The sequence below is a fragment of the Duganella rhizosphaerae genome (assembly GCF_040364205.1).
GTDB lineage: Bacteria > Pseudomonadota > Gammaproteobacteria > Burkholderiales > Burkholderiaceae_D > Rugamonas > Rugamonas rhizosphaerae.
This window is the reverse complement of the sequence record NZ_BPWK01000001.1, coordinates 24174-48756: the sequence shown is the minus strand read 5'-3', so window position 1 is coordinate 48756 and position 24583 is coordinate 24174. Positions and strand designations below refer to the sequence as shown.

Genomic DNA, 24583 nt, shown 5'->3' with positions numbered 1-24583 from the left:
GCCCGAATTATATCCGCTCAAATCAGATTTGGCGACCCCGCCGTGAAATTTTTTTATGCAGCGCGGCGGCGGCGCGCAATCGCGCCCACCAGGCCCAGGCCAGCCAGCAGCATGGCGTAGGTTTCCGGCTCAGGCACAGCCGCGGTGACCGAGATGTTGTCCAGCGCCGCGCCGTAATACGTGTTGGCAGGGTTGCCGGCGAAGGTCAGCGTACTCTGGGCCGAGGTGGCGACGAAGCTGAAGCTCTCGGTTTGCCAGCCCATGGCGCTGTGCGAGCTACCTGCCAGCGCGAACGAGAAGCTGTGCGGATCGGTCACGCCGACGGTGATGGTCTTGTCGCCGCCGCCGTCATGGTTGCCGGCCAGGCTGAAGCTGACGTTATACGTGGCGCCGACCGTGGTGGCGAACGACTGGGAAATCGTGCCGGTGCCGCTGCCGTTCAGGTCCAGGCTATAGCTGCCGCCGGCAGGCTGCCAGTAGCTGCGGATCAGATCCACGCTGCCGTCATTGATGGTCCAGCCATCCAGGCCGGAGCTGAATGTGGTGAAATTGCCGCTGAAGGCGTTCGCGGAGGACTCGAAGCCGCCATTGACGATCAACTCCGGCGATGCATGCGCCAGTGGAGCGAGCGCGGCCAACGCAGCGATTGCAGCCAGTTTTTTAATTTTCAGCATGTTATTTTCCCCATTTGGTATCACAACGGCAACTAGGATTTCCTAGAATTAACGTCATGGTATACGATAACAAGGAAACATCAATGGTTTCATTTTGGAAACATCTTAAAAACAACGAGCCGCCGGCTGGCCGCCCCCCGGCCTATCCCGGGGAAGGACTTGGCGGCGCGACACGCGGCACCCGCAACGTAAAGCAGGCGCCGTGGCCCGGCTCGCTAACCACCTGCACGCCGCCGCACAAGGCGGTCGTCACCTGGTTGTAGACCACGTGCAGCCCCAAGCCACTCCCCCCCTGCCCCAGTCGGGTGGTGAAGAAAGGCTCGAACACACGCGCCAGATTGGCGCGCGGGATGCCGATGCCGTCGTCGGTCACGCTTATTTCCACAAAATCATCGGCATGCAGGCAGGCCGCGATGCGGATCCGGCCTTGCTCCCGTTCGGGAAAAGCATGCACCAAGGCGTTGTTGATCAAATTGAGCAGCGCCTGCTCAAGCGCGCCGGGGTAACTATCCATGGTGATATCGCCGTCCACTTCGCAAAGCACCTGGTGGCCGCTCTGACGGATCACGGTTCCCACCGTCGCCAGGATCTCGGCGAATGTCTTCTTCAGGTCGAATTGACGCCGGCGCTTGCTGGACTGGTCCACCGCGACCTGCTTGAAACTGTCCACCAGCTCGGCCGCCCGCCCCAGGCAGTGCAGCAGGATATCGGCGCCCTGGTCGACCCCGCCGATGAAGTCGTCCATATGCTTGCGCGTCACGCCCGCCTCCAGCTCCTTGGCGATCGTGCCGACGTTGCTCTTGAGCGTGCTGGCGACCAGCAGGCCGTTGCCGATCGGCGTATTGAGTTCATGCGCGACGCCGGCCACCAGATTGCCCAGGGCCGACATTTTTTCCGCACGCAGCAATTCGGCCTGCATCGCGCCGATCTTGTCCAGCGCCGTCTTCAATTCGCCGTTGCTGAAGGACAGCGCCTGATTGGCGCTGAGCAGCTCGGCATTACTTGAGATCAACTTCTGCTGCTGCTCCATGACCTTGAAATCCGCCTCGATCGCCTTCTTAATTTCCCACAATAAATCGACGTAACGCTGTTGATATGAGCGCTTCTTGCTGTCGAGTACGCAAATCGTGCCGAATACCTCGTCGTCGGGCCATAGCAGCGGCACGCCCAGGTAGGAAATCATGTTCAGCGCGACATCCGGATTGTCTTTCCAGTGCTCGTCTTCCAACGCGTGCGGCACATGCAGCAGCGAGCGTGTCGCCATCACCGTTTCGCAATACAGGCCGGTGTTGAGGTTGGCTTTCTCGTACGCTTCGTAGGGGTTGCCCGGCGTGTGGCTGGACACCAGCACCTCGATCTGCTCCGCCCCGACGCGCATGATCAGGCCGGCCGGCACATCGAAGATGCCCGCCATCACATTCGTGGTCTGCTGCCACTTCCCCAGGAAATCGTCTGAAACGACACGTTGCTGGAACATGAGGGCGAGCTCCTTGATCAGTCGGTACAAGGGATACAAATTGTGTGTTGATTTGCAAATGGTAGGCCCATTTGCGGGAAATCAGTGAAATTATTCTGGCTATAATGAAGAAAGCTAATTGGACTGATGGGGGCGCCGATGTGGTTAACCGCCGTAGTGTTTGCCGCGACTGCCGCTGCGAGCCCCGTCGCAGAGCAGGCGCCGGCCAGTCCCGGCTCCTCCACCGTCAAGATAGGCCTGCAGAGCGTGATCGCACCCTTCGTGCTTTCGGACCGCGCATCCGGCCTGTTGGCAGACGTGCTGCGCGCCGCCTTCGCATCGCAGCAGGTCAGCGTCGAATTTCTCTATCTGCCCAATGTGCGTTTCGAAGAACAATTTCGCCAGGGCATATTCGACGTTACGACGGCATCCACTCCCCGGCAAGCGCAGGATGGTTATCTGAGCCGGTGGCCGGTTACGTATTTCCACAACATGGCGATTACCTTGCGCAGCCGGATTCCAACGCTATCCAGCGTGGATGACTTGAAAAAGTATCGGGTGACCGCGTTCCGCAACGCGCAAAAGGTGCTGGGCCCGGCCTACGCCGCAGCGACGGCTGATCATCCGCAATACAGGGAAGCGACCACCATGCCTTCCGGCGCCCTGTTCCTGGACCGCACGGACGTCATTATTTCGCAGCCCGATGTGTTCCGGTATTACCTCAGGCAGCAGTTGCCCCAGAAACGCATTGCCGAGGCGGAGCTGGCGTACCACGACGTGCTGGGGCCGGGAAAATTCTACTGGATGCGGTTCCGCACGGAGGCGCAGCGGGACACGTTTGAACGCGGCATCGCACAACTTTATGCCACCGGGGAGATCGACCGCATACTGGGGCGCTACCAACGCGACTACGGCGTGACGCGCGACTTCTTCGTCTCGCTGGATTGCCAATTCCGACCAGAACCGATCCCGCAGAAATGCAAGAAACTCAGCAAGTAAGCCTTTCATGCCGCCTTGTTGAACAGTCCAAACACCATCAGGAATAGAAATGCGACAGGCGTCATCAGGAAGATACTCAGCACGCCCATCAGTTTTCTCTGCCGCCGCATGTACCTGATTGATACCGTCAACGAAATTGCGATACCGCTCAGGGCGGCAAGCATAATTCCCAATGTCATGGTTTTGTGCTCCGAACCTGAAGCCGCCAGCCCAAAGACCGCCCACATCAACATGAAGCCTAAATTGCCAGCCACCGCCAGTATCCAACAAACAACAAAAGCGATTGATGAAAACATATTGGGATACCCCTGGTTGTTGAGCTTGCGCGCACAAGGAATGTCGGGACTGTATCCTGTTGTTGAGTTTTTGTCAGTGCGGAAATAGAAAAGGGCCACACCTAACGATGTGGCCCTTGAATTCTGGCTCCCCGACCTGGACTCGAACCAGGGACCTGCGGATTAACAGTCCGTCGCTCTACCAACTGAGCTATCAGGGAAAAGAGGCAACATTATAGCTGCTCACAGCCAATTTGGCTTCCCCCTGGGGAAAAAATTTCCTCAGGTGCCGTAGCGCCGCACACCCGCCATGTCCGCGCCGGGCTGCACGCATCTTAGCGGCATGACAACACCCGCTTCGCCAGCCGACTCCCCGAGCAAGTCATCATCCAGCATGCGCACCAGCGGCGCCAGCGTCAGCCGCTCGTCCGGGGTCGTGGTCTGCAATGTCAGGTCGCGCGCGATGTCGCGCAGCCGCCATTGAATCTCCCGGCAGGCCACCTCGCGCTCGAACAGCAGCATATGGTCCGTCCCGGCGCCCAGGTCCGGCTCAGGCCGCAAATACACGTCAAGGCCGGTGCTGATGAACGCCCGGCGGATATTGCGCACCCGTTCCAGCGTCTTGTGCAACAGTTGCAGCGTGCTGGGCGACTTCGCCGCCGCCCCCGCCGTCAATCCGTCGCCGATGTCGAGGATGGCCGCGATGCGGGCAAACAAGCGCCCCACGTCCTCCCCGCCCTGCGCCCGGACCGGATCGGCGCCCATTTCCGGGGCGGCCATCCGCAGCGCACCCGAGATCGCCGACAGCAACTGATGCGAGTGCTCGCCGGGGATGATCTTCAGCGCCAGCTCGGCCCGCTCCAGCGGATGATCCTTCAACAACAGGCCGGCGATCATCTCAGCCACCGCCACCGCCTGGCCCGGCGCGCTGATCTGGTCGCCGCCGATCTGGCGCGGGTAACCGCTGCCGTCGAAACGCTCGTGATGTTCGGCCACCGCCCGTCCCACCGAGAACGGATAGCTGCCCAGCTCGTCGATCAGCATCTGTCCGATGCGCGGATGCACGACCACATGCGACCACTCGTGCGGCAGCAGTCGCCTGCCGCGCGCCAGGTGGGCCGGGGCGATGTACAGCTCGCCGATATCGTGCAGCATGCCCGACAGCCCGGCCACCATCTGGTCCTGCTCGCTCAGGCCCTGCTTCTGCGCCATGCAGATGGACAGCAGGCTGACCAGCACGGCGTGCTCGAGCGCATGGGCGCCGCTGCGGTCGGCCACGGTCAGCATCATCTCCAGCGCGCCGCCGAATTCCAGCCGCCCCAGCTGCGCCAGCACGGAGGCGCCGCCCTTGCTGGTGGCGCGCACGATGTGGGCCACCGGCGGACTGGTATCGATCAGGCGGCTTGCGACGGCGACGATGGCGCGCGCATCGACTCTGCCGTTCGCCCGCACGCAATTTTCAAACGGTTGCCGCAATTTATGCAGGATCAGCTTTTCCTGGAGGGCGCGGGTAACCTGGGTGCCCTTGGCGACCAGCTTCAGGCCGCGCACGTCGAGGATGTCGACGATCACTTCCACCTCCATGATTTCAGCCACCGACATCACCTTCTCCAGGTAGTGGCGATTGACAGGGGCGGCGTGCAGGGCAGACATGAGGGTTCCTTCCGGTCGCGGCGCTAGGCCGAAATTTCAACTATCGAAATGATAGTCGAAAAGTTACCGAAAGGAAATATATATTGCTACGTAGAAATAAACACCAGATTCACAGCTGGGGCGTACAAACAAAAAGCCGCATGTGGCGTTTAGGCACACATGCGGCTTTCAAATTCTGGCTCCCCGACCTGGACTCGAACCAGGGACCTGCGGATTAACAGTCCGTCGCTCTACCAACTGAGCTATCAGGGATTAGCACATTCAGGTTAAGCTTAGTCGCTCAACCCGAAGAAGCAAGATTTTAAAGGACTTTGGCGATCGCGTCAATAACGATGTCGATGTTGCGGGAATTGAGCGCGGCGACGCAGATCCGGCCGGTATCGACGGCGTAGATCGACTGCGCGCGCAGCTGCTCGACCTGCGCCTTGCTCAGGCCCGAGTACGAGAACATGCCGACCTGGTCGCGCACGAAGGCGAAATCGTGGGCCGGCGCCTTGGCCTTGAGCTTGGCCACGAAGGCTTCGCGCATTTCCTTGATGCGCACGCGCATGCCGGCCAGTTCGTCTTCCCACATCTGGCGCAGTTCCGGCGTGGTCAGCACGGTGGCCACCACTTTGCCGCCGTGGACCGGAGGATTCGAATAGTTGGTGCGCACCACGCGCTTGAGCTGCGACATCAGGCGGCTCGCCTCTTCGCCGCTGGCGGCGACCACGCTCAGCGCGCCCACGCGCTCGCCGTACAGCGAGAACGACTTCGAGAACGAGTTCGACACCAGCAGCGGACCGCCGGCGGCGGCGAAGCGACGCACCACGGCGCCGTCTTCGGCGATGCCGGCACCGAAGCCCTGGTAAGCCATGTCCAGGAACGGCACCAGGCCGCCATTGGTCACGGCCGCGATCACCTCATCCCACTGGGCCGAGGTCAGGTCGGCGCCGGTCGGGTTGTGGCAGCAGGCGTGCAGCAGCACGATGGAGCCGCGCGGCATGGCCTTCAGGTCGGCCAGCATGCCGGCGAAGTTCACGCCGTGGGTGGCCGCATCGTAGTAAGCGTAGTTGTTGACGACGAAACCGGCGCTTTCGAACAGCGCGCGGTGGTTCTCCCAGCTCGGATCGCTGATGTAGACCTGCGAGTCCGGCGCGAAGCGCTTCAGGAAGTCGGCGCCGATCTTCAGTGCGCCGGTGCCGCCGATGGCCTGTACGGTCACGGCGCGCTTTTCTTGAATCACGGCGCTGTCGGCGCCGAACACCAGCTCCTGCACCGCCTTGTCGTAGGCGGCCAGGCCTTCGATCGGCAGGTAGGTGCGCGGGGCAGGCGCGGCGATCAGCATCTCTTCCGCTTTCTGCACGCACGACAGCAGCGGCACTTTGCCGTTGTCGTCATAATAGACGCCCACGCCCAGATTGATTTTGGCCGGGTTCTGGTCGGCGTTGAAGGCTTCGGTAATGCCCAGGATAGGGTCGCGAGGGGCCATGTCGATGGCGCTGAACAAGCTAGGATTCGTCATGATAAGATTGGATTCGATTGGAAGCGGTACGCAGCGGTTGAAGGTAGACAGCGCCCAATGAAAAACTGCTTCAGGCCGCTGGCAGGCCATTATTTTAACAAAGGTCGGACAAGATGGCTGATTTACCAGTAGTAGACACCCCAAACGCAACGGTAGTTACCTTCCCGGACTCGCCGTTCAAGCTGCACCAACCCTTCCCGCCGGCCGGCGACCAGCCCACCGCGATCGACCAGCTGTGCGAGGGCATCGACGACGGCCTGTTCTTCCAGACCCTGCTCGGCGTGACCGGTTCCGGCAAGACCTACACGATGGCCAACGTGATCGCCCGCAAGGGCCGTCCCGCCATCGTCTTCGCGCCGAACAAGACGCTGGCCGCGCAGTTGTACTCGGAGTTCCGCGAGTTCTTCCCGGAGAACGCGGTCGAATACTTCGTCTCCTACTACGACTACTACCAGCCGGAAGCCTACGTGCCGCAGCGCGACCTGTTCATTGAAAAGGATTCGTCCATCAATGAGCACATCGAGCAGATGCGCCTGTCGTGCACCAAGTCGCTGATGGAGCGGCGCGACGTCATCATCGTCGCCACCGTGTCGGCGATCTACGGTATCGGCAATCCGACCGAGTACCACCAGATGATTTTGACGCTGCGCGCCAAGGACCGCGTCTCGCAGCGCGACATCATCGCCCGCCTGATCCAGATGCAGTACACCCGCAACGAAGTGGACTTCGGCCGCGGCACCTTCCGCGTGCGCGGCGACACGCTCGACATCTTCCCGGCCGAGAATGCGGAACTGGCGGTGCGCCTGGACCTGTTCGACGACGAGCTGGAATCGATCCAGCTGTTCGATCCGCTGACCGGCCGCGTCAAGCAGAAGATCCCGCGCTTCACCGTCTATCCGGGTTCGCACTACGTCACGCCGCGTTCGACCGTGCTGCGCGCGATCGAGACCATCAAGGTGGAGCTGCGCGAGCGGCTGGAGTTCTACCGCAAGGAGAACAAGCTGATCGAGGAACAGCGGCTGGAACAGCGCACCCGCTTCGACCTGGAGATGATGGCCGAGATCGGCTTCACCAAGGGCATCGAGAACTACTCGCGCCACCTGAGCGGCGCCCTGCCCGGCGAACCGCCGCCGACGCTGGTCGACTACCTGCCCAAGGACGCGCTGATGTTCCTCGACGAATCGCACGTGCTGATCGGCCAGCTGAGCGCCATGTACAACGGCGACCGTTCGCGCAAGGCCAACCTGGTGGACTACGGTTTCCGCCTGCCGTCCGCGATGGACAACCGGCCGCTGAAGTTCGAGGAGTTCGAGCAGAAAATGCGGCAGACGGTGTTCGTCTCCGCCACCCCGGCCGAATACGAACGCACCCACGCCGACCAGGTGGTCGAGCAGGTGGTGCGCCCGACCGGCCTGGTGGACCCGCTGATCATCGTGCGTCCGGCCAGCTCGCAGGTGGACGACCTGATGTCCGAGATCACGCTGCGCGTCGCCAAGAACGAGCGCGTGCTGGTGACCACGCTGACCAAGCGCATGTCCGAACAGCTGACCGAATACCTGAGCGACCACGGCATCAAGGTGCGCTACCTGCACAGCGATATCGAGACGGTGGAACGGGTCGAGCTGCTGCGCGACCTGCGCCTCGGCACCTTCGACGTGCTGGTGGGGATCAATCTGCTGCGCGAAGGCCTGGACTTGCCGGAGGTGTCGCTGGTGGCGATCCTGGACGCCGACAAGGAAGGCTTCCTGCGCTCCGAGCGTTCGCTGATCCAGACCATCGGCCGCGCCGCCCGTAACCTGAACGGCGTGGCGCTGCTGTACGCCGACCGCATGACCGATTCGATGGAACGCGCCATCGGCGAGACGGAGCGCCGCCGCGCCAAGCAGATCGCCTTCAACACCGCCAACGGCATCGTGCCGCGCGGCGTGCACAAGGTGATCCGCGACATGATCGACGGCGTCTACAGCCCGCAGGATGCGAAGGAAGAGCTGCAGGTGGCGCAGGAGACGGCCAAGTACGAATCCATGAGCGAGAAGCAGATCAGCAAGGAGATCAAGCGCCTGGAGAAGACCATGCTCGATCACGCCAAGAACCTGGAGTTCGAAAAGGCCGCGCAGGTGCGCGACCAGCTGCATCATCTCAAGCAGCAGCTGTTCGGCGCGCCGGGCGCGGACAATATCGCCTGACGCCTACTTGTTCACTTGCCCGCAGGCGCCTTGACGAAGCTGCTCAAGGCGTCGATCAGCTGCGGCGCCACCGGAAACTCGGGGCTGCCGTAGGATTTCTTCTGTTTGGCCTCGTCGTCGCCGACCATCTTCAGCAGATGGTTCATGCCTTCCACCACCACCAGCGTGGCGCGCGGCGCAGCCGCCGCCAGCACCTTCGCTTCCGACGCCGGCACCTGGATGTCGGACGTGCCTTGCAGGATCAGCACCGGCATCGTCAACGCCGCAATCGCCGTGCGCGGATCGTGCTTCAGCGACGAAATCAGATACGGCTGAACGGACGGGTGGTACAACATCATCAACCCCGGCGGCACATCGTCGACCGTCTTGCCCTGTTTGAGCGCGGCCAGTATGCGTTCATTCTGCGCCTCCAGCTCCGGCGGCAGCTTGCCTTTGAGTTGGTCGCGCAGGATGTCGTCGAGCGGATGACCGGCGCCGGCGATCAGCACGCAGGCATCGGTGGCGGCCTGCCGGCAGGCCTCGGCGGCGATCTGCGCGCCCTCGCTATGCCCCGCCATCACCACGCGCGAGAAGCGCGGATCGGCGCGCAGCTTGCGCAGCCATGCGGCGGCGTCGCCGATGTAGTCGTCCAGGCGCAGGTCCTGCTCCTTCCATACCGGCAGCGCGCTGGCGCCGATGGCGCGCTTGTCGTAGCGCACCGAGGCGATGCCGCGCTGGGCCAAGGCCTCGGCCACCATGCGCAGCGAATCGTTGGGGCCCGGCAGCAGCCTGTTGTTACCGTCGCGGTCAGTCGGGCCGGAACCGGCGTGCAGCAGCACCACCGGGAACTTGCCGCCGCCGTCAGGCAGCAGTTCGGTTCCATACAAGGTGCCGCCGCCCACATCCAGCGACACCGGACGCTGGGCCGCATGGGCCGACAGCGACAACATCAACAAAGACAGCAATAGCTTGAAGCGCATACCAATTCTCCGATCAATGAGGAAGACGTTTGTAGAGCAGCAGCGAGTAGCCCGCGGCCAGCGGCGCCCAGGCCAGCATCAGCGCCAGCAGGGCCCATATCGGGGCGCCCAGCCAGAGGGCGAACAGTCCCAGCACCCCGCTGGTCACCATCAGTTGCGCCGCCAGCCTGTGCGTGGCGTACCAAACGCACTCGCTGGCCAAGGTCCACGGTGTGCGGATGCCCATGAAGAAGTTGCGGCGCACCTTGCCCATCGGGTTGCCGGCCAGGATAAGCAGCACGAACATGCCGGCCGGGATGGCCGTCCCCATCGGCACCGGGATGTGCAACGAAGCCGCCAGCACCAGCGCGTAGACATAGGCGAGCAGGCCGACCACGACACCGCTCACGTAGTACCAGGTCGACTCGAAGCCGCCGATCTCGAAGCGGCGCGGCGATATCCCGGGCATCACCACGCCCAGCCACGCCACCATCGCCATCATGCCGGGGCCCAGCAGCCACAAGGCCGTCTTGGGACCATAGCCGTCGGCCACGCCGCCGGCGTTCCAGTGCACCGGCACCCGCGCCGGCAGTTGCGGCCAGAAGTAGACGGTGGCCGCGCTGGCGACAGCGATCAGCAAGGTGCAAAACAGCAGATAACGCGTTTTCATTTCTTTCCCCCTTTGGTTTCGGCGCCGGCCAGGTCCATCATCCATGACAGCACATCCTGCAGCACTGTGGTGTTCAAGCCGTACCAGATGGTCTGCCCTTCGCGGCGGCGCGTAATCAGGTCGGCATCGGCCAGTACCGCGAAGTGATGCGACATGGTCGGCTTGCTCATGTCGAAGTGCGCCGCCAGGTCGCCAGCCGTCATCTCGCCTGGACGCAGCAGACGCAATATCTCGCGTCTTGCCGGATCGGCGATGGCCTTGAAGGCGTTGTTGGAAGCACTCATATTAAGGCAATCATCTAATTAGACAGTTATCTAAATATAGGCCGAAAAAAAACGGCGGTCAAGCGATATTCGCCGCCGCCGTCATGCCGGGCTAGATGGCCAGGCCGTCGCCGTCGAACACATGCCAGCGCGCCGGCTCGGCGCGCAAAACCGCCACCTGCCCGTTCTGCCAGCGTACCTCGGGGTCGGTACGGGCGATGAATTGCGTCGTGCCGCCATCCGGCGTCAGGTAGACATAGCTGGCATCGCCCAGCAGCTCCGCCGCCAGCACGGTGACGGCGATACCCTCGCCGCCCGCCGCCTCCAGCGCCATGTGCTCGGCGCGCACACCCAGCGTGATGCGGTCGCCCGCGGCCAGGCCAGCGCGCGCGGCAACCTGCACTAGCGCGCCGCCGGCCAGCCGCACCGACATCATTGCCGGCGCCAGCTGCTCCACCGTGCCGTCAATGAAGTTCATCGCCGGCGAACCGAGGAAACCCGCCACAAACCGGTTGGCGGGACGCTGGTACAAATCCAGCGGCGCCCCCACCTGCTCCACCACGCCGCCGCGCAGCACCACGATACGGTCGGCCAGGGTCATCGCTTCCACCTGGTCGTGGGTCACATAGACCATCGTGCTGCGCAAGGTGCGGTGCAGGTTCTTCAACTCGATGCGCATCTGCACCCGCAGGGCCGCGTCCAGATTCGACAACGGCTCGTCGAACAGGAACACCTGCGGCTGACGGACGATGGCTCGGCCTATCGCCACCCGCTGCCGCTGGCCACCGGACAGCTCCTTGGGCTTGCGCTGCAAGAGCGGTTCGATACGCAGGATGACGGCCGCCTGCGTCACCTTGCTGCGGATTTCGTCCTGCGGCAGGCCCGCCAGCTTCAGCGCGAAAGCCATATTGTCGTACACCGTCATGTGCGGATACAGCGCATAACTCTGGAACACCATCGCGATGCCGCGCGCGGCCGGCGCCACGTCGGTCATGTCTTTACCACCGATCAGCACCGCGCCTTCGTCGCTGTTCTCCAATCCGCAGATGGTGCGCAACAGCGTCGACTTGCCGCAGCCGGACGGCCCGACGAACACCACAAACTCTCCATCGGCGATGCTCAGGTCGATACCGCGCAAGATCTGCTGCTGGCCAAACCCTTTTTTGATGCCTTGTATTTCCAGTCCAGCCATTCCGTTCCCCTGTTAGCCCAACACCAGTTCGACGCGATGCGCCGCACCGTCGCGCCGCATCGGTATGCGCGCTATACCGTCGAACACCGCCAACGACGCACCATCGAGCGTGGCGGTCAGCACCACGCCGGCGCTGCGCTGTGGATTGCGCACGACGATCTCGTAGCTGCCGCCGTCATCCGGCAGTTGATGCCTGATGCTGAACTCCGGCCATTCGTCTGGAATGCGCGGCGCCATCACGATGGTGTTGCCGCCTTCGATGCCGAACCCGAGCACCGATTCCAGTCCGACGCGGTACATCCATCCCGACGAGCCGGTGTACCACGTCCAGCCGCCGCGGCCGACGTGCGGCGCTTCGCCGTAGATGTCGGCGGCGATCACATACGGCTCGACCTGATACACGGCCACCGCCGCCGGGTCCAGCGCATGGCTGACGGGACTGAGCATCTCCAGCAGCGCGGCGGCGCGATCGCGGCGGCCCGCCTCGGCCATCGCCCGCACCGCCCAGCAAGCGGCGTGCGTGTACTGGCCGCCGTTCTCGCGCACCCCGGCCACGTAGCCCTTGATGTAGCCGGGATCGTTGGGCGTGTCGACGAAGGCCGGCGTCAGCAGGCGTATCAGCTTGTCCGGCACGGACACCAGGCGCTGTTCCATCGCATCGAGCGCCTGCGCTGCGCGCTGCGGCGGCGCCACTTCGGAGATGATGGCCCAGGCCTGGGCCAGCGCGTCGATCTGGCACTCGTCGCTGTCTTTCGAGCCGATCACGGCGCCGTTGTCGTAGAACGCGCGGCGGTACCATTCGCCATCCCAGCCGTCCGCGTTCAACGCCTGGCCGAGGTGGTCGTGATAGGCGCTGTAGATCATCACGCGCGCGCTGTCGCCGCGTCGCTCGCAGATCGGCAGGAAGTCCTTGATGATGCGCGACAGGAAAAAGCCCATCCACACGCTTTCGCCACGCCCTTCGCGGCCGACGCGGTTCATGCCGTCGTTCCAGTCGCCGGTGCCCATCAGCGGCAGGCCGTGTGCGCCCTGCGTCAGCGAGCGGTCCAGCGCGCGGCAGCAATGCTCGTAGACGTCGCCGCTGAAGCCCGACAGCTCCGGCTTCAGATAGACCTCATCCTCGCCCTCCTCCAGCAGGCGCGCGGTGAGGAAGGGTTCGACTTCATCGAGCACGCTCCAGTCGCCGGTGGTGCTGATGTAGAAGGTGGTCACATAGGGCAGCCATAGCAGGTCGTCCGAGAAGCGCGTGCGCAAGCCCTGCTCCAATGGCGCCGCGTGCCACCAGTGCAGTACGTCGCCTTCGACAAACTGGTGCGCCGCATGGATGCGGATCTGCTGACGCGTCAGGTCCGGCCGGGCGTAGATCATCGCGCTGGAGTCCTGCAGCTGGTCGCGGTAGCCCAGCGCGCCGCCGGACTGGTAGAAGGCCGAGCGGCCCCAGATGCGGCAGCTCAGGTTCTGGTAGGCCAGCCAGCCGTTCTGCATCAGGTCCACCGCAGGCGCGGGCGTCGTCACCTGTACGGCGCCGACGGTATGCCGCCAGAACGCGGTGATCTCATCGAACGCCGCCTGCACCGCGCCGGGCGCCCTGTAGCGCTGCACCAGGTCCAGCGCTGCCTTGCGCTCCACGGTTTCTCCCAGCAGGAATATGCATTCCAGCGTAGCGCCGGGGGCCAGATCGCGCACCGCCTGCAGCGCCGCGCAGGGGTCAAGACCGGCGCCGGTGGCGCCGTCGAGTCGCGGCGCCGCCAGCGCGGCGGGATTTGCCGGGCTGCCGTGGCGGCCGATGAAGGCCGCGCGGTCGGCGCTGTGGTGGACAGCCGCGCCCTCGCCGGCCAATACGGCCGCGAAAGTCACGCCGTCGGCAAACTGGCCGGCCAGCGGATTGTGGGCCAGCAGCACGCCGCTGGCGTCATGTTCGGTGACGACGAAGCGGCTGCTGTCGGCCGGCGTGCCGCCCAACACCAGGCGCTGGTAAGAGAACAGCGACAAACGGCGGGCCACGGCGCCGCGATTGGTCACGCGGACGCGGACGATCTTGACCGGATCATGGCGCGGCACGAACATGACGGTTTCCTGCTCAAGCTCGTGGCTGACGTGGCTGAAGCGCGAGTAGCCGAAGCCGTGCGCCGCCTCATAGCCGGCGCCGGCAGGCGCAGGACCGGGGAGCGGCGACCAGTAAGCGCCGCTGTCCTCGTCGCGCAGATACAGCGCCTCACCGTGCGGATCGCGGATAGGGTCGTTGTACCACGGGGTCAGGCGATGCACGCGGCTGTTGCGGCTCCACGTGTAGCCCGCGCCGCTTTCGCTGACCAGGAAGCCGAAATTTTCGTTGGAGATGGCGTTACTCCAGGCCAGCGGCGGCCGGTGCAGCCCGCGCTGTGCATCCCAGCCCAGGCGGATCACATACTCGTCGCCGGCGTCGGAGAAGCCGCCGTTGCCGTTGAAGAGCCGCAGCAGCGAACGGCCGGGAGACAATGCCGGACCGTCTGCCCGCGCTTCAGGCAGCGACGCCGGCGCACAGGCTGCGCCATCGACATCGCCGAGCGCAGGCAAGCCGCCACGCACGATCAGCAGGGCGTGCAGTTCAATGTTCGCCATGTCGGCCGGGGCGATGTCGTCGGGCTTGCGCTGGTAAACACCTTCCTGCTGCGGCCAATTGCCGTCGGCCGCCAGCAGCAGCACGTTCATCGGCAGACCCAGCGCGGCCCAGTAGCGGCGCGCGCGCAGCACCAGGTCGACACTGGAATCGACGCGGCTCACGCTGCGCAGCAGTATCATCGGCCCCGCCGGCAAGCCGGAACTTGGCGCACCCGGCGCTGCGACGTCGCCGGCGGACGCGCTGAATACCGCGCTGGCAATGGCCGCAGTGGAAGCCGGCACCCGCACCGCCGACTGCCCGTACAACATGGCGCCCGCCAGGCGATGGCAATATTCGGCCTGCGCGTCACTGAGCCCGATCCGCTGCTGCAAGGCCTTGCCGGCGGCGCGCGCGGCGGCGAACAGCGGCTGCCCGTCGCCCTCCATGGCCGATGTCAGCGCCAACGCCTGTTCGCGGCCCGGCGCCGCGCCCAGCATGAAGACCAGGCGCACCTGCTCGCCCGGCCCGAGCACGACGCTGCGGCGCAGGCTGAAGGCCGGATCGAGCACATTGCCGGCGGTGGCGGACAACTCGCCGTCCAATCCAGCCGGCGCGCGCAGGTCGCGTCCACGGCCAATAAAGCGGGTGCGGTCCGTTTCGTATCCTGCTGCGGCGCCACCGGCCGCCGCATGCACCATCCACAGACCGGCCTCCCCTTCGCCACGAGGGCGCCGCCGCGCCAGCAAGGCGCCGGTGGCGTCGTCACGCGCGGTCTGCACGAACAGCTTGGAGAACGCCGGATGCGCAGCCTCGTCGGACTGGCGGTTCAGCACCACCTCCAGATAGCTGGTCAATTCGATGGCGCGTTCGCGCTCCGACAGATTGCTCAACAAGACGCTGCGCAACTCCACGTCACGCAGCGGATCGACGGCGACTTCCATGCGCGCCCCGATGCCGTGGGCGACAACGTCGATCCAGCAGCTGCCGGCATCGCCGCCGGCGGAGCGCTGCACGCCGGCGGCATCGGCCGCACCGGGCTGCGCGCCCACGGTCCACTGGTGGCCGTCTTCGGCATCACGCAAATAGAAGAAGTAGCCTTCCGCATCCTCGATGCGATCACCATTCCAGCGCGACAGCATGGAATCGCCGACGCGACTGAAACCGGTGCCGGCGCCGGTGATCAAGGTGGTAAAGCTGCCGTTGGACAGCAGTTGCGCGTGACGCGACAGTTCAGGAGTGGTCATGGCGTTATACCGGTTGGTTCAGGCAAGCGCCATTGCTGGCGACGATGTCGGCGTACAGCAGCGCGCTATCCTTCAAGGTGCGCTGCTGGGTTTCAAAATTGACGTGGATGATGCCGAAGCGCTTGGAAAAACCCAGCGACCATTCCAGGTTGTCCAGCAGCGACCACACCATGTAGCCGCGCAGGTCCACGCCCAGCTCCAGCGCCGCACGCAGCGCGCCCATGTTCTTGCGCAGGCAGCTGACGCGCAAGGGATCGTGCACCCGTCCATCCTCCGCCTGCGGCGGATCGTAAAAGGCGGAACCATTCTCCATCACATACAGCGGCGTATCGCCATAGCGTTGCTTGAAGTTGAGCAGCGTATCGGTCAGCCCTTGCGGGAACACTTCCCAGCCGGTCTCCGTGTAGGTGGCCTGGCTCTGGCGCACCGGCGCCACGCGCAGCGGCCAGTTTGTCGGCTCGTGGCGCACCACGCTGCGGGTGTAGTAATTGATGCCGACGAAGTCCAGCTTCTGGCCGATCAACTCGAAATCTGCGGCCGGCCAATCGGGCCAGGCATCGCCGAAGATCTCCTTCAGCTCCGGCGGATAACTGCCGAGGAAAATCGGATCGAGATACTGGCGGTTCATGTAGGCGTCGGCGCGGCGGGTCGCATCGAGATCGGCCTGCGAATCGCTGGCCGGGTACTTGGGTTCGATGTTGACCACGATGCCGATCTGGTACTTGCCCTCTTCGCGGTAGGCCTTGACGGCGCTGCCGTGCGCACGCATCAGGTTATGGCTGGCCAGCGCCGCTTCGTGCAGGCTGCGATGGCCGGGGGCCAGCGTGCCATGCATGTAGCCGCCGTCCGTCACCACCCATGGCTCGTTGAGCGTAGCCCAGGATTTGACGCGGCCGTCGAAGGCGCGGAACAACACGCGGGCGTAGTCGGTGAACCAGTCGGCAATATCGGGATTGAGCCAGCCGCCGCGGTCGTCCAGCGCAGCCGGCAGGTCCCAGTGATACAACGTCACCATCGGCTCGATGCCGTTGGCCAGCAGCTCGTCGATCAGGCGGCTGTAGAAATCCAGGCCTGCCTGGTTCACGATCCCGCGTCCCTGCGGCAGGATGCGGCTCCACGATACGCTGAAGCGGTAGGCTTTCAATCCCAGCTTGACCATCAACGCCACGTCTTCCTTGTAGCGGTTGTAGTGGTCGCAGGCGATGTCGCCATGGTCGCCGTCGCGCACATTGCCGGGCACCGCGCAGAAACGCTGCCAGATGCTCGGTCCCGCACCGTCGGCCAGCGGCGATCCTTCGATCTGGTAGGCCGACGTGGCGCTACCCCACAGGAAGTTGGCTGGAAATCGCATTGCTTTGTTCATGTAAAAATCCCTTGAATACGGAAGTTAAAACGGCGCGGCATCTATCTGCAAAACCGCTGGAAGTCTGGTGATGGTGATCTGCTTGCCCTGCAAGGCCGCCGGCTGGCCGTTCAGGCGTACCGCGCCCGGCATGCCAGCCCCGGGCCAGGTATAAACCACGCCGCCGGGCGACATGCGCGGCATGGCTTCGATGCGCAACGTGAGGCGGCCGCCCTGCGCCGCCAGCGTGTAGCTGAGCGGGCCGTATGGCGTGCGCAGGCCGTGCAGGCCGACACCGCCGCCTTGCAACCAGGCGTTGGGTATGCCCTCGCCCAGCAGCAGCGCGTGGTCGGGTTCGCGTTCATACGCGAACGTATCGAGCGCCGCGCGGATGTAGTCGGAGGAGATCCATCCATGCGGCATATCGCCGAGAAAGCGCGGCTGGCGCGCGTCGCGGCCGACCACTTCGGCCCACTGGTTCCATGCGGCCGGGCGCTGGTCGGCGTAGAAGTAATCCAGCAGTTCGGCGGCGCGTTCACGCCAGCCTAGCCGGATGAAGGCACTGACGTTGCGCAGTTCGTAGGGCGTGTAGTCCTCCCAGGCTTTGCTGCCGTCGCGGCGGGCGCGGAAGAAGTCCCAGTATTTTTCGTAGGTCGCTTGCAGCAGCGCAGGCGGCAGCTGCTGCTGTTCGCCGCCGGGTGTCAGAGCGATGGTGGACGAGGTGGGGTCGAAGTCGCCCAGCTCCGCCGCACCGGGCATGTAGTCCACCTTGTGCGCAGCGGTGCTGGCGGCCAGGGAGGCATACAGGTCATGACGAAACTCGTCGCGCTGGAGCGAGAGCCGCTGCGCTGCCGCACTTTCGCCCAGTACCGCCGCCATGTCGGCCGCGTCCTTGTAACCACGCATGGCCCAGAAGTCGTCCCAGTAGGAGTGCATGGGCTTTTCGGAATAGCCTTCGTGGCTGATCGACGCCGGCATCAAGCCGAAAAGCGGACGGCGTTCCGGCGTCTGGTTGGCTGCCGTGCGTTCGGACTGACGCAGCGCTTCCATATAGCGCGCGGCGGCGTCCATGCGCGGCCAGGATGCGGCCAGCGCAGCCTTGTCCTGCGTGTAGCGATACAGTTCGGCGGCGAGGAAGATCAGCTGGCCGTGGCTATCATTTTCAGGCACAGGATCGGCGCCACGGCGGTCGACGCAGCATGGCACTTTGCCGTTATCGAACTGGTATGGCGCGTACCAGCGCAGATAATCGGCGGCGATAGCGGACTGACCAAGGCGCAGCAGCGCTTCGGACATCATGGCGCCGTCGCGTATCCAGGAGCGGCGGTAGGAACGCGTGCCTGGCTGGAGCGCGGCGCCTTCGCGGGTCATCAGGATATGGGCCAGCGATGAGCGCAGCGTGTCGGCCATGTGCTGGCCGGCAGGTGGCATGCTAAGGGTGACCTGGTTCAGTTTGACCCGCCAGCCGCCCGCCACTTTATCCTGCTCCCGTGTCAGCCACGCTGCGTTGCGGCCGGCCACTGCAGGCATGGCGGCTCCACCGGCCATCGGCAGAATGGCGCCCAGCACGGCGCTACCATGCGGCGGCAACGTGATCTCGTAGGTCAGCGCTGCGGATGCCATGCCGGTGTCGTCGTGCGCAGCGGCGGAACGTGCCGCCGGCTTGACCGCGCCGGCTCCAGCCGGCAACAGGCCGGCATCGAACGACGCCAGCGCCACACGGGTCGGGCGCTCCAACGGATACACCCTGGCGTCGCCGTTGATGGTCAAGGCCTTGCCATCCCACGCCAGGTCGTTGATCGCGCTGAAGCCTCCGGGCGTGTTGAGGAACTGGCGTGGTCCATTCACCTGGAATGGCCGTATGGCCAGCACCAGTTTCAGCTTCCGGCTTGCGGCAGTCAGGTTTTTCAGCTCGTAGCGGGCCAGCAGCTGCGAAGACGCAGGCGTTCCTGCCGCAGCAGCAGTCACGTTCAGCGTCCACGAAGGATGCTCCCACCGCACCGTCGGCACGGGCAGATAGCCATCGCGCAGGCTCTGGCTGACTTTGACATCCGCCCAGCTGACCGAGGCGCCGCCATCCTCGACGAATGGCTCGACCGAGAAGCCGCCCTGCCGCGCCTCGATGGCGCCGTCCTCGGAAATCAGCGCACTATGGTCGCCGCCGCCGTCCACGCCCACCAGCGTCCAGTAGGATTGCTGGCCGGAGAAGCCGCGCGGATACAGGCCGCGTTGCGCGCCCTGCGCCACGGCCGAGATGAAATCGTTCGGCGTGGCGCCGTAGACCAGGTCCTTCAGCTCCACTTCCGCCAGCGCGTAGCCGCACGCCGGGCCGTCGTGCAAGTCAAGGCGTATATACCGCGCTTCCGATTCCGGCAAGCGCAGCGGATCGTCGCCGCCGTTGCCGTCGACCACCCGGCGCACCGTGCGCCAGTTGCCGCCATCGGTGGAGAGCTCGATATCGTAGCGGCGCGCATGGCGACGGCCCTGCCAGTGCAGCACCAGGCCGCCGAATTCGCGCTCCGCTCCCAGGTCAATCACGAACTGCTGACGTTTGCCGGTGGCGCTGATCCACGCGGTCGCCGCATTCCCATCCAGCGCCAGCGCCGCCCCACCCTGCGCGGATGCAGACGAGGCTTGAGCAGTGGCTTGCGGCCAGGCCTTGGGCGTCGGTGGAAGTTCGCGGATCGCCAGCTGGCGTATGGTCACCGAACCACTGCCGCCGCCACTGCCGGCGCTGACGACAAATTCGATGCGGTCGGCATGGGTCAGGTTGCGGTCCTTGGTCGGTCCCCAGGCAAACAGCATCTGGCGCTTCTTGATGCGCACCAGTTGCCACTGTTTGGGAAACACGTAGTTCTGCTGCTGGAACCACCAGACGTTGTCGCCGCTGGCGTCGGTCAGCTTGAACTCAAAGTGATTGACCGGTGCGTCGGCACGGATGTAGAACGATATCTCGTAATTCTCCGGCAGATCCAGCGGCAGGCTGCGGCGCGCAAAGGCATAACCGCCCTTGCCCGCAAAGTCGAAGTCCAGCCGCAGGCCGCCGTCGGCCGCGCTGGCCCTGGACAGCACGCCATCCGACGCCTGCGCCTGCCAATGGGCGATATTCGAAAAGTCGTCCAGCACGGCGGCATGCGCCGACAACGCCGCCCACAACATGGCCAACAATGTGACGATGCGCTTCATCCCTTGACGCTCCCCACCAGCAAGCCCTGTATGTAGTAGCGCTGCAAACCGAGGAACAGCAGCAGCACCGGCAGGATGGTCAGCACCGAGCCGGCCATCATCAGCTCATTGTCCTGCACGTGCTCGCGCGACAGCGACGCCAGCGCCACCGGCAGCGTGTACAAGTCCTTGTCGGTCAATACGATCAGCGGCCACATGAAATCGTTCCAGGTGCCGAGGAAGGTAAAGATCCCCAGCGTGACCAGGATAGGCGTCAGCAGCGGCAGCACGATGATGCGGAAGATCTGGAACTCGCTGGCGCCGTCCATGCGCGCGGCCTCCAGCAAGGCGTCCGGTATCGTCAATGCATACTGCCGCACCAGGAAGATGCCGAAGACGCCCGCCATCGCCGGCACCAGCACGGCGCCGTAGCTGTTCACCAGTCCCATATACTTCAGCAGCAGGAACAGCGGCAGCATCGCCACCTGGCTCGGTATCACCAGCGCGCCGAGCATGACCTTGAAGATGCGGTCGCGTCCCTGGAAACGCAGTTTGGCGAAGGCATAGCCGGCGCTGACATTGAACAGCAGCGACAGCAGCGTCGCCGCGCACGACAGCAGCACGCTATTGAGCAGATACTTGCCGATGCCGGCGTGACCGAACAGCTCACGGTAGTTATGCAGCGTGGCGGAGCGCGGCAACAGCGGCAAGGGGAAGCTGCTCGATTCCCCCGGCGCCATCAATGACGTCGACAACATCCACAGCAGCGGGAACAGGGTCAGCGCGCCCGCGCCCAGCATCAGGACATTCAGCAGCAGCGCACGCGGTTTGTTATGCAAGGCGCTCATGCGTCCACTCCTTTGGCGACCCGCAGTTGCAGCAGCGTGACGCAGAACATGATCGCGAACAGCACGAAGGCCACGGCGGACGCCGCGCCCAGGTTCCACCACTTGAAGCCCTGCTCATACATGAAGTACAACACGCTGACCGTGCTTTGCACCGGCCCGCCCTGCGTCATCACATACGGTTCGGCGAACAGCTGGAAGTAGCCGGACATGCTCAGGATGCTGACCATCAGCAGCGTCGGCCCCAGCATCGGCCAGGTGATGTAGCGGAACTGCTGCCACACGCCCGCGCCATCGAGGCCGGCCGCCTCGTACAAATCGTCCGGGATGCTTTGCAGCCCGGCCAGGAAAATGATCATGTTGTAGCCGAAGTTCTTCCAGAGCGCGAACAGGATAATCGCCGGCATCGCCCAGTGCGGGTCGTTGAGCCAGTCCACCGGCGAAATGCCCAGCAGTTCCAGTCCGTGGTTGATCATGCCGTAGCGGGTGTGCAGCAAATAGCGCCAGATCACCGCCACCGCCACCAGCGACGTCACCACCGGTGCGAAGAAGGCGGTGCGGAACAGGCCCTTGAAGCGCGTCAGCCGCGAATGCAGCAGCAAGGCCGCGCCCAGCGACGCCGCGATCGACAACGGCACACCCGCCACCACGAAGTACAGCGTATTGCCCAGCGCCTGCCAGAACAACGGTGTTTGCAGCAGTTCCACGTAATTGCGCAGGCCGACGAAACGCAGGTTGCGCAAATCGGCCAGCGCATAGATGTCGAAGTCGGTCAGGCTCATGACCAGCGCGGCCAGCACCGGCAGGAAGAAGAACACGCCGATGACCAGCAGCGCCGGTCCGGCGAAGCACCAGGCGGCGCGTTGCGAGTTCATTTTCCCTCCTTCCGCGCCAGCATCCAGCGGCGCTTTTCGAGGATATGGTCGGCCTTCGCATCCAGTTCGACTGCGGCTTGTTCGACCGTCAGTTCGCCATGCGTGACGCGCTCTGTGACGAGCCGCATCTCGGTGGCGATCTGCTCCCATTCCGGCACCTTGGGCGCCGGCTTGACGCGTTCCAGCTGTTGGCCAAATGCGTAGGCGTACTTGTCATCCGCCAGCGGCGCGTGCTGCCAGTTGCTGCGGCGTGGCGGCAGGTCGCCGGTCAGCTGGTGGAAGCGCGCCATGCTGCCGGTGCTCGACAGGTATTCGATCAGCTGCCACGCCTCGCGCTGATGTTTGGACGATGCCGCCAGCACCAGGCTGGAACCGCCCGCAACCGATGCGGCGGGGCCGGATGGACCGGGCAGGATGGCCGTCATCCAGCTGTCCTGCTGGTCCGCAGGCAGGCGGCGTTTGAACTCGCCCATATTCCAGGGGCCGGAAATGTAGAAGGACACATAACCCATGCCGAATTCGTGATACACATTGGTGATGCGGTTCAGCGGCGCCAGCTTCTGCGCGTACATGTCCGCATACAACTGCAAGCTGCGGCGGAAACCGGCGGTGCGGAAGTTACCGTAGCGGCCACCGTCGCGCAGCAGCGGCTCGTCCTGCTGCAACGCCAGCGCCAGCAGCGGTTCGAATTCATCGCTGGGCAGCAGGATGGCATAGTTGTCCGGCCCGACAATGCGCTTGATCGCGGTCATCGCCTTCATCCAATCCGCCCAGTTCTGCGGCGGCCTGGCGTAGCCGGCGCGGGCCAGCATGTCGCGGCGGTAGAACATCACGCGGGTATCGACATACCAGGGCACGCCCCACAGTTTGCCGTCGACGATATTGGTGTCCCAGATGCCCGGGAAGTAATCGGCCGGCGTCACCAGCGGCGAAGCCGCCACCACGCCGTCCAGTGCCTGCAAGGCGCCGATGGCCTGGAACTCCGGCACCCAGGTATTCCCGAGCTGGAAAATATCCGGCATGACGTCGCCGGCGAAGGCGGTCAGCAGTTTCTCGTGCGCGGCGGTCCACGGCAGCTGCTGCACCTCGACGCGCACGCCGGGGTGCGTGCGTTCGAACTCCGGCATCAGCGCGGTGACGACTTCGCCCTCGCGGCCCATGGCCCAAAACTTCAACACCACGCCCTCCTCCCGGCGCGGCGCGCAGGAGGCCAGCAGGGCGGCGCAGGCCAGCACCAGCACGGCGGGAGAAAATCGCAGCGTCATTTCGACAGCCAGCCACCGGTGAAGCCGGCGCGTTCAAGCCCGCGCCGGATGGCGGGATTGCCGCGCATGACGCGCCAGATCAAGTCGCTGCGATAGTTCTCGGTCATGGCGATGATCGGGCCCTGGTCGATGCCGAGGTAGTCGTTGTCCACCCAGCCTTTGCCGGCCACCACGCGCCCCTGCTGCACCGGCACCTTGTAGGCAAAGCTTGGATTGAACGCGTCCAGGAAGCCGTAGCGGCCGTAGATGAAATCGCCATAGCGCTGCTTCATTTCCAGCACGGCGGGAATCACGATCTCGGGCGCGAACGGCAGCGATGCGGCGACGGCGGTAGGCGCCAGCGTGCAATCGTCATAGGTTTTCAGGCCACCGATGCCGCGCGCGGCGTAGGTGTGGAACGGCAGCTGCTGGCCTTCGTACTCCAGCGTCTTGTCGACCGGGCCGTCGCTGGCGGTGATGCCCCAGACATTGGCGCCGTAGCCTTTGCAGCGTAGCGGATTGCTGATGGCGTAGTCGCGCTGCGCATAGGTGGCGCGGCGGCTGTTTTCGAAATAGTCGTAGCCGCGTTCGCGCATGTACTCGTCGCGGATGCCGCGGAAGTCGATCCATACATGGCTGTACTGGTGGATGAACATCGACGGGAATCCCAGGTGTTCCTTGTCGCCCTTGCCCTCCAGGCTCTTGGCGTAGTTGCTGGTCCAGGCCTTCCACGCATCCGGCTGCACCGGATGCGACGGCGAGCCCAATGCCAGCACGTAGACCAGCATCGCCTCGTTGTAGCCCTTCCAGTCATAGCCGATGAAGCCCGACTCGGGATGCCAGCCCAGCGCGATGGACGGCTTGCGCGCCTGTGCCCAGGTCCAGTCCACGCGCTCGTAGATCTCCGTCGCCAGCTTGCGGATTTCTTTCTCGGCGGCGTCGTCGCCGTCGAAGTAAGACTGGCAGAACAAGGCGCCAGCCAGGAACAGCGCCGTATCGACGGTCGACAGTTCAACCTTGTCGTTGTAGCGCAGCCCCGTCTTCATGTCGAGGAAGTGATAGAAGAAGCCCTTGTAGCCGCTGGTGCCGGTGCCTTTGGCCTCCCCCTGCGGCGCGTTGTGGAAGAAACGCAGGGTGGCCAGCACGCGGTCGCGCGCCTGCTGGCGCGTGATGTAGCCGCGTTCGACGCCGACCGGATATGCGGTCAGGCCGAAGCCCACCGCCGCCACGCTGGAAAACGACGGCGTTGGATGGCGGTCCGGCACCAGGCCGTTGGCCGGATTGGCGGTATTCCAGAAAAAGTCGAAGGTGCGCTGTTCCAGCTGGTCGAACAGCGGTGGCAACTGGTTGTCGCGCGCGGCGGCGGCGCCGGAGAACAGCGCCGAGACGACCAACGCGACGCCGGCCAGGGCGTGCGGCGTGCGGCGTAATGCGAGGGGCATGACAAATGACATGGATCGTTTTCTTCCAATGGCGA

General features: G+C 64.4%; 18 protein-coding genes and 2 tRNA genes. 2 read left to right on the top strand and 18 right to left on the bottom strand.

Going from position 1 to position 24583, the window contains the following annotated elements; all coding sequences use genetic code 11:
* Positions 1 to 53 precede the first annotated feature (53 nt).
* Complete coding sequence (locus RUGAMON1_RS00210; protein WP_445228612.1) at positions 54 to 674, bottom strand: choice-of-anchor C family protein; 621 nt, start codon at positions 672 to 674, stop codon at positions 54 to 56.
* A gap of 142 nt (positions 675 to 816) precedes the next feature.
* Entirely contained in the window at positions 817 to 2151 is a 1335-nt protein-coding gene (locus RUGAMON1_RS00205) for a GAF domain-containing sensor histidine kinase (protein ID WP_445228611.1), read from the bottom strand.
* A gap of 138 nt (positions 2152 to 2289) precedes the next feature.
* Between RUGAMON1_RS00205 and RUGAMON1_RS00200 the strand changes: the two genes are divergently transcribed.
* A complete protein-coding gene (locus RUGAMON1_RS00200; protein WP_445228610.1) occupies positions 2290 to 3129 on the top strand; it encodes a substrate-binding periplasmic protein in 840 nt (279 codons plus the stop codon).
* Between the two features lie 5 nt (positions 3130 to 3134).
* Here RUGAMON1_RS00200 and RUGAMON1_RS00195 read toward each other — a convergent pair whose 3' ends face one another.
* From RUGAMON1_RS00195 to RUGAMON1_RS00175, 5 genes are all read right to left on the bottom strand, one after another.
* A complete protein-coding gene (locus RUGAMON1_RS00195; RefSeq protein ID WP_445228609.1) occupies positions 3135 to 3425 on the bottom strand; it encodes a hypothetical protein in 291 nt (96 codons plus the stop codon).
* Positions 3426 to 3549: 124 nt separating this feature from the next.
* A tRNA-Asn gene (locus RUGAMON1_RS00190) sits at positions 3550 to 3625 on the bottom strand.
* A gap of 61 nt (positions 3626 to 3686) precedes the next feature.
* Complete coding sequence (locus RUGAMON1_RS00185; RefSeq protein WP_445228608.1) at positions 3687 to 5057, bottom strand: HD-GYP domain-containing protein; 1371 nt, start codon at positions 5055 to 5057, stop codon at positions 3687 to 3689.
* A gap of 176 nt (positions 5058 to 5233) precedes the next feature.
* A tRNA-Asn gene (locus tag RUGAMON1_RS00180) sits at positions 5234 to 5309 on the bottom strand.
* A 49-nt stretch (positions 5310 to 5358) separates the two neighbouring features.
* A complete protein-coding gene (locus RUGAMON1_RS00175) occupies positions 5359 to 6561 on the bottom strand; it encodes an amino acid aminotransferase (protein WP_445228607.1) in 1203 nt (400 codons plus the stop codon).
* Between the two features lie 113 nt (positions 6562 to 6674).
* Here RUGAMON1_RS00175 and uvrB point away from each other — a divergent pair, with 113 nt between their 5' ends.
* Positions 6675 to 8747 carry an excinuclease ABC subunit UvrB gene (uvrB, locus tag RUGAMON1_RS00170; RefSeq protein ID WP_445228606.1) on the top strand — a complete coding sequence of 691 codons (2073 nt, stop codon included), beginning with the start codon at positions 6675 to 6677 and terminating at the stop codon, positions 8745 to 8747.
* An 11-nt stretch (positions 8748 to 8758) separates the two neighbouring features.
* On the opposite strand, the gene RUGAMON1_RS00165 is transcribed toward uvrB, so the two are convergent.
* The 11 genes from RUGAMON1_RS00165 to RUGAMON1_RS00115 all read right to left on the bottom strand — a co-directional run bounded on the left by RUGAMON1_RS00165 (position 8759) and on the right by RUGAMON1_RS00115 (position 24548).
* The gene (locus RUGAMON1_RS00165; protein WP_445228605.1) at positions 8759 to 9706 is read right to left on the bottom strand and encodes an alpha/beta hydrolase; all 948 of its coding nucleotides are present in this window, start codon (positions 9704 to 9706) and stop codon (positions 8759 to 8761) included.
* Between the two features lie 13 nt (positions 9707 to 9719).
* On the bottom strand, positions 9720 to 10355 hold the full coding sequence (locus RUGAMON1_RS00160; RefSeq protein WP_445228604.1) for an SdpI family protein: 636 nt from the start codon (positions 10353 to 10355) through the stop codon (positions 9720 to 9722).
* Positions 10352 to 10639 (bottom strand): autorepressor SdpR family transcription factor, encoded by a 288-nt coding sequence (locus RUGAMON1_RS00155; RefSeq protein WP_445228603.1) that lies wholly within the window; start codon positions 10637 to 10639, stop codon positions 10352 to 10354. Before RUGAMON1_RS00155 ends, RUGAMON1_RS00160 begins: the two co-directional genes overlap by 4 nt.
* Positions 10640 to 10730: 91 nt before the next feature.
* Positions 10731 to 11810: an ABC transporter ATP-binding protein gene (locus tag RUGAMON1_RS00150; protein ID WP_445228602.1), complete on the bottom strand. Its 1080-nt coding sequence runs from the start codon at positions 11808 to 11810 to the stop codon at positions 10731 to 10733.
* Between the two features lie 12 nt (positions 11811 to 11822).
* Positions 11823 to 15635: a GH36-type glycosyl hydrolase domain-containing protein gene (locus RUGAMON1_RS00145; protein ID WP_445228601.1), complete on the bottom strand. Its 3813-nt coding sequence runs from the start codon at positions 15633 to 15635 to the stop codon at positions 11823 to 11825.
* A 4-nt stretch (positions 15636 to 15639) separates the two neighbouring features.
* Positions 15640 to 16998, bottom strand: a complete 1359-nt coding sequence (locus RUGAMON1_RS00140; protein ID WP_445228600.1) for a GH1 family beta-glucosidase — start codon at positions 16996 to 16998, stop codon at positions 15640 to 15642.
* Positions 16999 to 17022: 24 nt separating this feature from the next.
* Positions 17023 to 20163 carry a discoidin domain-containing protein gene (locus RUGAMON1_RS00135; RefSeq protein WP_445228599.1) on the bottom strand — a complete coding sequence of 1047 codons (3141 nt, stop codon included), beginning with the start codon at positions 20161 to 20163 and terminating at the stop codon, positions 17023 to 17025.
* Positions 20160 to 20990 (bottom strand): carbohydrate ABC transporter permease, encoded by an 831-nt coding sequence (locus tag RUGAMON1_RS00130; protein WP_445228598.1) that lies wholly within the window; start codon positions 20988 to 20990, stop codon positions 20160 to 20162. Before RUGAMON1_RS00130 ends, RUGAMON1_RS00135 begins: the two co-directional genes overlap by 4 nt.
* Positions 20987 to 21862, bottom strand: a complete 876-nt coding sequence (locus RUGAMON1_RS00125; RefSeq protein ID WP_445228597.1) for a carbohydrate ABC transporter permease — start codon at positions 21860 to 21862, stop codon at positions 20987 to 20989. Before RUGAMON1_RS00125 ends, RUGAMON1_RS00130 begins: the two co-directional genes overlap by 4 nt.
* Positions 21859 to 23127, bottom strand: a complete 1269-nt coding sequence (locus tag RUGAMON1_RS00120; RefSeq protein WP_445228596.1) for a sugar ABC transporter substrate-binding protein — start codon at positions 23125 to 23127, stop codon at positions 21859 to 21861. Before RUGAMON1_RS00120 ends, RUGAMON1_RS00125 begins: the two co-directional genes overlap by 4 nt.
* Complete coding sequence (locus RUGAMON1_RS00115) at positions 23124 to 24548, bottom strand: glucoamylase family protein (protein ID WP_445228595.1); 1425 nt, start codon at positions 24546 to 24548, stop codon at positions 23124 to 23126. Before RUGAMON1_RS00115 ends, RUGAMON1_RS00120 begins: the two co-directional genes overlap by 4 nt.
* Positions 24549 to 24583: the final 35 nt, after the last annotated feature.

What these genes read in the sequence shown, in the direction of transcription:
- RUGAMON1_RS00145 (WP_445228601.1), bottom strand. Translation starts at nt 15,635, where the DNA reads ATGACCACTCCTGAACTGTCGCGTCACGCGCAACTGCTGTCCAACGGC.
- RUGAMON1_RS00210 (WP_445228612.1), bottom strand. Translation starts at nt 674, where the DNA reads ATGCTGAAAATTAAAAAACTGGCTGCAATCGCTGCGTTGGCCGCGCTC.
- RUGAMON1_RS00135 (WP_445228599.1), bottom strand. Translation starts at nt 20,163, where the DNA reads ATGAAGCGCATCGTCACATTGTTGGCCATGTTGTGGGCGGCGTTGTCG.
- RUGAMON1_RS00125 (WP_445228597.1), bottom strand. Translation starts at nt 21,862, where the DNA reads ATGAACTCGCAACGCGCCGCCTGGTGCTTCGCCGGACCGGCGCTGCTG.
- RUGAMON1_RS00175 (WP_445228607.1), bottom strand. Translation starts at nt 6,561, where the DNA reads ATGACGAATCCTAGCTTGTTCAGCGCCATCGACATGGCCCCTCGCGAC.
- RUGAMON1_RS00140 (WP_445228600.1), bottom strand. Translation starts at nt 16,998, where the DNA reads ATGAACAAAGCAATGCGATTTCCAGCCAACTTCCTGTGGGGTAGCGCC.
- RUGAMON1_RS00165 (WP_445228605.1), bottom strand. Translation starts at nt 9,706, where the DNA reads ATGCGCTTCAAGCTATTGCTGTCTTTGTTGATGTTGTCGCTGTCGGCC.
- RUGAMON1_RS00160 (WP_445228604.1), bottom strand. Translation starts at nt 10,355, where the DNA reads ATGAAAACGCGTTATCTGCTGTTTTGCACCTTGCTGATCGCTGTCGCC.
- RUGAMON1_RS00120 (WP_445228596.1), bottom strand. Translation starts at nt 23,127, where the DNA reads ATGACGCTGCGATTTTCTCCCGCCGTGCTGGTGCTGGCCTGCGCCGCC.
- RUGAMON1_RS00185 (WP_445228608.1), bottom strand. Translation starts at nt 5,057, where the DNA reads ATGTCTGCCCTGCACGCCGCCCCTGTCAATCGCCACTACCTGGAGAAG.
- RUGAMON1_RS00205 (WP_445228611.1), bottom strand. Translation starts at nt 2,151, where the DNA reads ATGTTCCAGCAACGTGTCGTTTCAGACGATTTCCTGGGGAAGTGGCAG.
- RUGAMON1_RS00130 (WP_445228598.1), bottom strand. Translation starts at nt 20,990, where the DNA reads ATGAGCGCCTTGCATAACAAACCGCGTGCGCTGCTGCTGAATGTCCTG.
- RUGAMON1_RS00115 (WP_445228595.1), bottom strand. Translation starts at nt 24,548, where the DNA reads ATGCCCCTCGCATTACGCCGCACGCCGCACGCCCTGGCCGGCGTCGCG.
- uvrB (WP_445228606.1), top strand. Translation starts at nt 6,675, where the DNA reads ATGGCTGATTTACCAGTAGTAGACACCCCAAACGCAACGGTAGTTACC.
- RUGAMON1_RS00200 (WP_445228610.1), top strand. Translation starts at nt 2,290, where the DNA reads ATGTGGTTAACCGCCGTAGTGTTTGCCGCGACTGCCGCTGCGAGCCCC.
- RUGAMON1_RS00150 (WP_445228602.1), bottom strand. Translation starts at nt 11,810, where the DNA reads ATGGCTGGACTGGAAATACAAGGCATCAAAAAAGGGTTTGGCCAGCAG.
- RUGAMON1_RS00195 (WP_445228609.1), bottom strand. Translation starts at nt 3,425, where the DNA reads ATGTTTTCATCAATCGCTTTTGTTGTTTGTTGGATACTGGCGGTGGCT.
- RUGAMON1_RS00155 (WP_445228603.1), bottom strand. Translation starts at nt 10,639, where the DNA reads ATGAGTGCTTCCAACAACGCCTTCAAGGCCATCGCCGATCCGGCAAGA.